Consider the following 6,829-nt stretch of genomic DNA (forward strand, 5'->3'; position numbering starts at 1 on the left):
CGCCCGCCGGTCGGCGCAGCGGGAGACGGCGGCCTCCTCCTCCGCGGGCGTTTCCAGAGTGATCGCCACGGTGTGCACGAAGTGGATGTCTCCCCGCTTACGCGCGTCAAGCGAGGTCTTGACGATGCAGGCGTCCGCCGCCCGCACGCCCAGCAGCGCGGCAGCACGGGAAAGCGCCGCCGAGGCGGGTTCCTCCAGCGAGGTTGTGATCGAATGGACGATGATCGGCATAAGTCCTCCTCCGCAAAAAACGAGGGCGTCCGGCAGGCCGGGCGCCCTCGGGGTGTTTTGTCTATCGCTCCTTGATGGTGACGAGCACGGTGTAGTCGCCGCTCGCCCACGCCAGCCCCTTGCCCGGCGCGGAAATGCGCACCGGCATGGTATACGGTCCGGGCGAAGAGACGTCCTTGGTGGACATGTCGACCTCCGCGACCAGATCGGACCCCGAAAGCGTCGCCATCACATCCGCGTCCCCGATGATGTGCACCCCCGAAATGCTCGGGGACTCCACTGTGACGCTGTAGTTGACCGGGACGTTGGTGACCCGGATGTTGTCGCCCGGGATCGTGTAGTTGCCTTCGAGCATGTCGGCGGTCTTGATCGTCACGATGACCGTGTCGGTCCCCGAGAGGTTGGTGAACCCGGAGGGCAGGAAACTGTTAACATCAAAGGCAAAAAAGTTGCTGTCAATGGTGATCTCGTTGATGTTGATGAAGCCCATGTCGAGCTGGCTGTAGGCGTCGATCAGCTCCTCCGGCCCGGCGACCAGCAGGGAGGCGACGGAATATTCGTCCTCCAGCCAGTCGATCGGGAAGCCCGACGGGACGTTCAGATATTCGACGCTGACCGGCAGCTCCTTCTGCTTGAGCACCGGGATGGTCACGTCCGCCGTTTCGGCGCTCATCGTCAGCAGGCGGCTGTCGAGTTCGTTGCCCTCGGCGTCGTAAAGGACGATCTGGCCGGTCCTCGTCTTGCTGGAGGTGATCGGCGCGTCAAAGCTGATCGAAACGACGCATTTGTCAATCCGCCCGACGTCGGTTTCCGGCCCCGAGATCGTGATCTCCCGCGGGCTGACCTTCGTCTGGCCGCGGACATAGTCCTCGGGAGTCTGGAGCCCCTCGATGTCGGTGGTGATCTGGAAGGTCTTCTGCGCCTGGCGGTCCACCCGCACGCGCACGGTGGACGGGCCGATCGCGTCGGTCTGCGCGAGGGTGAAGCCCTTGCCGAACTTATCCCCCGCGCTGTAGTTGCCCGTCCTGCCGCCCGAGAGGACAACGTCGAAGCTGCCCGGCGCGGTGATGCCGGTGAGGTCCGCGCGGATGTCCACATCCGCGGGCTTGACCGCGCCGACGACGGGTCGCGCACCCTCGATGCGCACGTCGACCGTTTCAATCTCGCTGTCGACGATGCGCAGGTTGAGCGCGGCGAGCGCGTCCACCTGGTCGGCGGTGATGGTAACCGGCACGTTGCGGATCGTCTGGACCTTATCCGGCTCGACGTAGTAGACAATCACCAGCCAGATGACGACCGACGTCACCAGAGAAAGGATCATAAGCAGCCTCCGGTTATCCAGGAGGCGTCCAAAGTTAAACTTCATTCGCATCTTCCCCCTCGGGGCTCTTCTTCCCCCGCCTGCGGTCAAAACGCTTGTCGGAAGGCTCGGAGACCGCCTTTTCGGGGGTGAGCTCCGTCTCCAGATATTCCCGCAGGCGCGCGGTGGAAAGCCCCCGTTCCAGCTTGCCGTTGCGGCAGACGGTGATGAAGCCGGTCTCCTCCGACACGACCACGACGATCGCGTCGCTCATTTCGCTCATGCCGAGCGCCGCGCGGTGGCGGGTGCCCAATTCGCGGCTGATCTCCTGGTTGTCCGAGAGCGGCAGAAAACAGCCCGCGGCGTGGAGCCTTCCCTCGCGGACGATCATCGCGCCGTCATGCAGCGGCGAGTTGGGAAAAAAGATGTTTCCGATCAGTTCGGGCGTGGGGTCGGCATCGACGACCGTGCCCGTCTTGATGATGTCGCCGAGCTTGGTTTTCTGCTCGATGACGACCAGCGCGCCGATCTTCTGGCGCGAGAGGGAGGAAGCCTCCTCCACCAGGGCGTTGATGAACTTCACCCATTTGGCGCGCGTCTCCTGTTCGCTCACGCCTCCCGAAAAGACCTGCAGCTTCCCGATGCGGGAACGCCCGACCTGTTCGAGCGCGCGCCGCAGCTCCGGCTGGAAGACGATCACAAGCGCCAGAACGCCGATCTGCAGGATGTTCTTTGTGATGAACTGCATGGCTTTCATCTCGAGCGCCTGCGCGAGCAGGTAGAGCAGCAGCAGCATCGCGATGCCCTTGACAAGCTGCGCGGCACGCGTTTCGCGCACCAGCTTGATGCCCTGGTAGATCAAAAAGGCCATGACAAGGATGTCCAGCGCGTCTTTCCACTCAAACGTGCTGAACGTTCTGACAATGTTGTACCAGAGCTCGGCCATACATTCATTCCCCTTCGACGTTCGGACCATGCGGCCGGAAACCATTCCGGCCGCACAAATCCCTTTTTATATTTTATCACATATCCACAGCAAATCAATCTTTTTTTTGGCGCATGGCGCAGCTGCCTTTATTTCTCATATGCGATCTTCCGGACCGCCTGCGCGAACTGCCTCCCCTGGTCGGGCGTGTTGAATGCGCCGACGCTGACGCGCACCGTCCCGCCGTGGTTGGTCCCGAATTTTTTGTGCGCGAGCGGCGCGCAGTGCAGCCCGCCGCGGACCGCGAACCCCAGCTCGTTGAGCTTCGCGGTCGTCTCCTCCGAGCCGAGACCGTCGATGTTGAAGCTGAACACCGGCAGGTTTTTGCCGTGCTGCGGTGCTGGCGTGTAAAGGCGTACGCCCTTCACCTCGCAGAGCTCCTCGTAAATGCACCGGGCCACCCCGCTTTCAAACCCGGCGATCCGCTCCATCCCGCTCTGCCGGACAAAATCGATCCCCGCGCCCATGCCGAGGATTCCCACCGTGTTGAGGGTTCCCGCCTCAAAGCGGTCGGGCATAAAATCGGGCTGGAGGTAGTCGTAGGAGACGCTGCCCGTCCCGCCCTCCGCGAGCGGCCGCAGGCGCTTGCCGCACGAGGTGATGAGCAGCCCGGTGCCGGTGGGGCCGTACAGGCCCTTGTGCCCCGCCGTGCAGAGGAAATCGATCTGCATTCCCTTGACGTCGATCGGCTCGATCCCGGCCGTCTGGGCGGCGTCGACCGCGAAGTAAAGCCCGTACTGCCGCGCGAGCTGCGCCAGCTTTGCGACCGGCAGCCTGACGCCGAAGACGTTGGAGCCGTGCGTGACGATGATCGCGCGGGTGTTCGGCCGGATGCAGGAGCGGAAGGAGCACACCGTCTCCTCGTCGTCCCGGAAGGTCTCGGCGACCGTGTAGGTGATGATCCCCCGCACCGTGAGCGCGTGGACCGGCCGCAGGACCGCGTTGTGCTCGAGGTCGGAAATGATGACGTGGTCGCCCGGCTTGAAAAGGCCCTTGACAACCGTGTTGACCGCGTAGGTGCAGTTCTGGGTGAAGACGACGTCCTCCACGTCCGACGCGCCGAAAAACGCCGCGGCCTTCGAGCGCACCTCGAACACCTGTTTGGCCGTCTCGGCCGACAGGTCGTGGCCGCTGCGCCCCGGGTTGGCGCCGTAACGCATCAGCGCCGCGTCCACGGCGTCCTTGACGGTCACGGGCTTCGGGAAGGTGGTGGCCGCGTTGTCGAAATAGATCATCCGGTCACCCTCCCCGCTGTATTTCCGAAACCTTGATCCCCGCCGCGCTCAGGATTCCGGCGGCGGCGGCCACGTCTCCGCGGATTTTGAGCCCGTACCCGCAGCCCTGTCTGCTGTTGGGTGAGGTGTTGCGTTCCACATAGGCGGAAATCCCGTTCTGTTCCAAAAGTTTTTGACCCTTCATTGCGCTGGTGATGGAACGGACCACCAGCACGGCCTGATCTATATTGGTCATAAGCATCGTTCTCCCTGCTCTGAAATCATGGATGCGGACGCGCCGCATCGCCGACTGTGTATTCCCGCCTGCGCGGGCAAAAGAAAATACAGCGGTACAGTCCGCGCGCCAAAACGCGTGCAGGTACCGCTGTATCATCATATGCAGGAACGCTCAGGAAAGTCAGCGCCTCATGAGCAGGCAGACCGCGTGGGCGCTGATGCCCTCCCCGCTCCCGGTGAAGCCCATGTGTTCCTCGGTGGTGGCCTTGACGTTCATATCCTCCTCCGGGATCCCGCACGCGCCGGCCAGCCGCCGCCGCATCCGCGGGATGTGGGGCGCCAGCTTCGGGGCCTGCGCGACGATCGTCGCGTCCACGTTGCCGACCCTCCAGCCCCGCTGTTCTGCCATCGCGCGCACCCGTCCGAGCAGCGCGACCGAATCCGCGCCCGCGTAGGCCGGGTCGCTGTCCGGGAACTGCGCCCCGATGTCCCCGAGCGCGAGCGCGCCGAGGATCGCGTCCATCACCGCGTGGGCGAGTACATCCGCGTCCGAGTGCCCGAGCAGCCCCCGTTCGTAAGGGATTTCCACTCCGCCGATCACCAGCCTGCGTCCCTCCGCGAGTCTGTGCGCGTCATAGCCGTGGCCAATCCTCATGCCGCTCATATGCGTTCCCCCTCCGCCGCGTCGACCATCGCCGTCGCAACCACGAGATCGACCGGCGTCGTAATTTTGATGTTGTCGTAGTCCCCGCGCGAGAGGTAGACCGGATACCCCGCCGCCTCGAGCATCTGGCAGTCGTCGGTATAGTCCTTCCCCGCTTCCTCCGCCTTCTGCGCCGCCAGCCGGTAGCGCTCCAGCTCGAACACCTGCGGCGTCTGCACCGCGAAGAGCGTGCTGCGGTCGGGCGTCGATAAAATCCGCCTGTTTTCATCGGCGACCTTGACGGTGTCGGTCACCGGCACGGCCGCGGCGGCAGCGCCGCAGCGGACGGCGTCGATCACCGTTTCCGCGATGACCTGCTGGTTCACGAGCGGGCGCGCGCCGTCGTGGACCGCCACATACCGCGTCTCGTACCCGACGGCCTCGACGCCGTTTCGGACCGACTGCTGGCGGGTCGGGCCGCCGGCGACCACCGAGCGCACCTTCGGGACCCCCCAGGCGCGGATCAGGGCGTGCACCGCCGGGATATCCTGCGCGCGGGCAACCACGACGATCTCGTCAATCCAGTCGCTGTCGGAAAAGGCGAGCATCGCTCGCACGACGACCGGGACCCCGCAGATCTCTTCAAACTGCTTGTCAATCCCCTGCATGCGCGACGCGGACCCCGCCGCCGCGATGACCGCCGCCACGCGGGGCTTTTCCAGTTTCCGGTTAAAGAGCATGTCCGCCACCCCCTTTTTCCATGATAACGCCCGGGAAAGAAGAATTTGCGCGAATTTTGAAACGCCCGCCTCGGCGGCGGGCCAACCCTGTCCCATTATAGCAAATCCGCGCGCAGAAAAAAAGGCCCCCAAAAGCGCGTGCGCTTTTGGGGGCCTTCTCTTTCGAATCAGATGCTGATCGCGTCCGCGATGTCGTAGAGGGGGCGGTTAAATTCCTTCTTCATGCTGAGGGCCTCGAGGATGTCGTAATCGACGATCTTGTTCTCGTGGCAGACGACCACGCGGTTGCCGATGCTCTTCTCAAGCAGCTCGACCGCGTGGAAGCCCATCTCGCTGGCGAGCACGCGCTCGCGCGCGGTCGGGGCGCCGCCGCGCTGCACGTGGCCGAGCACCGTGGCGCGGGACTCGACGCCGGTGCGCGCCTCGATCTCCTCGGCGATGTCGTGGACCGTCCCGACGCCGCCCGAGCTGGTCACGCCCTCGGCGACGATGACGATGAAGTGCTTTTTGCCGGTGCGCAGGGTGCGCTGCATCTTCTCGACGATCGCGTCGATCGAGAAGGGCACCTCGGGCACGAGGATGGCAACCGCGCCGCAGGCGATGCCGGCGTGCAGGGCGATGTCGCCGCAGCGGCGGCCCATGACCTCGACGATCGAGCAGCGGTCATGGGATTGCGAGGTATCGCGCAGCTTGTCGACCATGTCCATGACGGTGTTAACCGCCGTGTCGAAGCCGATCGTGTAGTCGCTCGACGCGATGTCGTTGTCGATCGTGCCGGGCAAGCCGATGCAGGGAATCCCCTTGAGGGAAAGGTCGCGCGCGCCGCGGAAGGAGCCGTCGCCGCCGATGACGACCAGCCCGTCGATGCCCGCCTGGAGGCAGGCCTCCTTGCCGCGCTCCACGCCCTTGTCGTCGCGGAACTCGGGGCAGCGCGCCGAATAAAGCATCGTGCCGCCGCGGTGGAGCGTATCGCTGACGCTGCGAAGGTTCATCTCAAACATATCGTGGGCAAGCAGCCCGCTGTAGCCGCGGCGGATACCGATCACCCGCATATTCTTGTGAAGGGCGGCCCTGACGACGGCGCGGATCGCCGAGTTCATGCCGGGGGCGTCACCGCCGCTGGTCAATACGCCAATCGCTTTCTGCTTGTTTTCCATATCCTCGCATCCTCCGTCTGCGGAAAATCCGCGTTCTAATCTTACTTATGCCCGATTATCAGCATTTTACCGAAATAATTATAGAAGATTCGTCCCTTTTGTGCAAGCGATTTGATCCAACCTGATTAATTTTTATCATAGTACTGGATAATTTCAAAGAAAACCCGCGAAATCTATTGTTTATATACGACGTTTTCCGCGCCGAGCAGCTTCTTGAGCTCCCGCTCGAGCACCGGATTGTAGTCCACCCACAGGGCGTGCGCGGCCACGTTGTATTTTCCCGTGTCCTTGAAATAGAAATACACGGTGTCCCGGCCGGTCC

General features: G+C 63.6%; 7 protein-coding genes and 1 pseudogene. All 8 read right to left on the reverse strand.

Annotated elements, in window-relative coordinates; genetic code table 11:
- Positions 1-231 (reverse strand): annotated as a pseudogene (locus RDM88_RS10835) (hypothetical protein); the annotation flags it as partial.
- Between the two features lie 61 nt (positions 232-292).
- Positions 293-1,552 (reverse strand): CdaR family protein, encoded by a 1,260-nt coding sequence (locus tag RDM88_RS10840; protein WP_308754855.1) that lies wholly within the window; start codon positions 1,550-1,552, stop codon positions 293-295.
- A gap of 34 nt (positions 1,553-1,586) precedes the next feature.
- On the reverse strand, positions 1,587-2,477 hold the full coding sequence (gene cdaA, locus RDM88_RS10845) for a diadenylate cyclase CdaA (protein ID WP_308754856.1): 891 nt from the start codon (positions 2,475-2,477) through the stop codon (positions 1,587-1,589).
- Between the two features lie 128 nt (positions 2,478-2,605).
- Entirely contained in the window at positions 2,606-3,751 is a 1,146-nt protein-coding gene (locus tag RDM88_RS10850) for an aminotransferase class V-fold PLP-dependent enzyme (RefSeq protein WP_308754857.1), read from the reverse strand.
- Between the two features lie 4 nt (positions 3,752-3,755).
- Complete coding sequence (locus RDM88_RS10855) at positions 3,756-3,986, reverse strand: putative Se/S carrier-like protein (protein ID WP_308754858.1); 231 nt, start codon at positions 3,984-3,986, stop codon at positions 3,756-3,758.
- 162 nt (positions 3,987-4,148) lie between these two features.
- Entirely contained in the window at positions 4,149-4,622 is a 474-nt protein-coding gene (ispF, locus tag RDM88_RS10860; RefSeq protein WP_308754861.1) for a 2-C-methyl-D-erythritol 2,4-cyclodiphosphate synthase, read from the reverse strand.
- 5 nt (positions 4,623-4,627) lie between these two features.
- The gene (ispD, locus tag RDM88_RS10865) at positions 4,628-5,350 is read right to left on the reverse strand and encodes a 2-C-methyl-D-erythritol 4-phosphate cytidylyltransferase (RefSeq protein WP_308754859.1); all 723 of its coding nucleotides are present in this window, start codon (positions 5,348-5,350) and stop codon (positions 4,628-4,630) included.
- Between the two features lie 167 nt (positions 5,351-5,517).
- On the reverse strand, positions 5,518-6,507 hold the full coding sequence (gene pfkA / locus RDM88_RS10870; RefSeq protein ID WP_308754860.1) for a 6-phosphofructokinase: 990 nt from the start codon (positions 6,505-6,507) through the stop codon (positions 5,518-5,520).
- Positions 6,508-6,829: the final 322 nt, after the last annotated feature.

The organism is uncultured Anaerotruncus sp. (assembly GCF_902490045.1).
In the GTDB taxonomy this organism is placed as follows: Bacteria; Bacillota; Clostridia; order Oscillospirales; family Ruminococcaceae; genus Anaerotruncus.

Excerpts from the sequence above, each read along its gene's own strand:
- cdaA (WP_308754856.1), bottom strand. The coding sequence starts at position 2,477 with ATGGCCGAGCTCTGGTACAACATTGTCAGAACGTTCAGCACGTTTGAG.
- RDM88_RS10840 (WP_308754855.1), bottom strand. The coding sequence starts at position 1,552 with ATGATCCTTTCTCTGGTGACGTCGGTCGTCATCTGGCTGGTGATTGTC.
- RDM88_RS10855 (WP_308754858.1), bottom strand. The coding sequence starts at position 3,986 with ATGACCAATATAGATCAGGCCGTGCTGGTGGTCCGTTCCATCACCAGC.
- pfkA (WP_308754860.1), bottom strand. The coding sequence starts at position 6,507 with ATGGAAAACAAGCAGAAAGCGATTGGCGTATTGACCAGCGGCGGTGAC.
- ispD (WP_308754859.1), bottom strand. The coding sequence starts at position 5,350 with ATGCTCTTTAACCGGAAACTGGAAAAGCCCCGCGTGGCGGCGGTCATC.
- RDM88_RS10850 (WP_308754857.1), bottom strand. The coding sequence starts at position 3,751 with ATGATCTATTTCGACAACGCGGCCACCACCTTCCCGAAGCCCGTGACC.
- ispF (WP_308754861.1), bottom strand. The coding sequence starts at position 4,622 with ATGAGGATTGGCCACGGCTATGACGCGCACAGACTCGCGGAGGGACGC.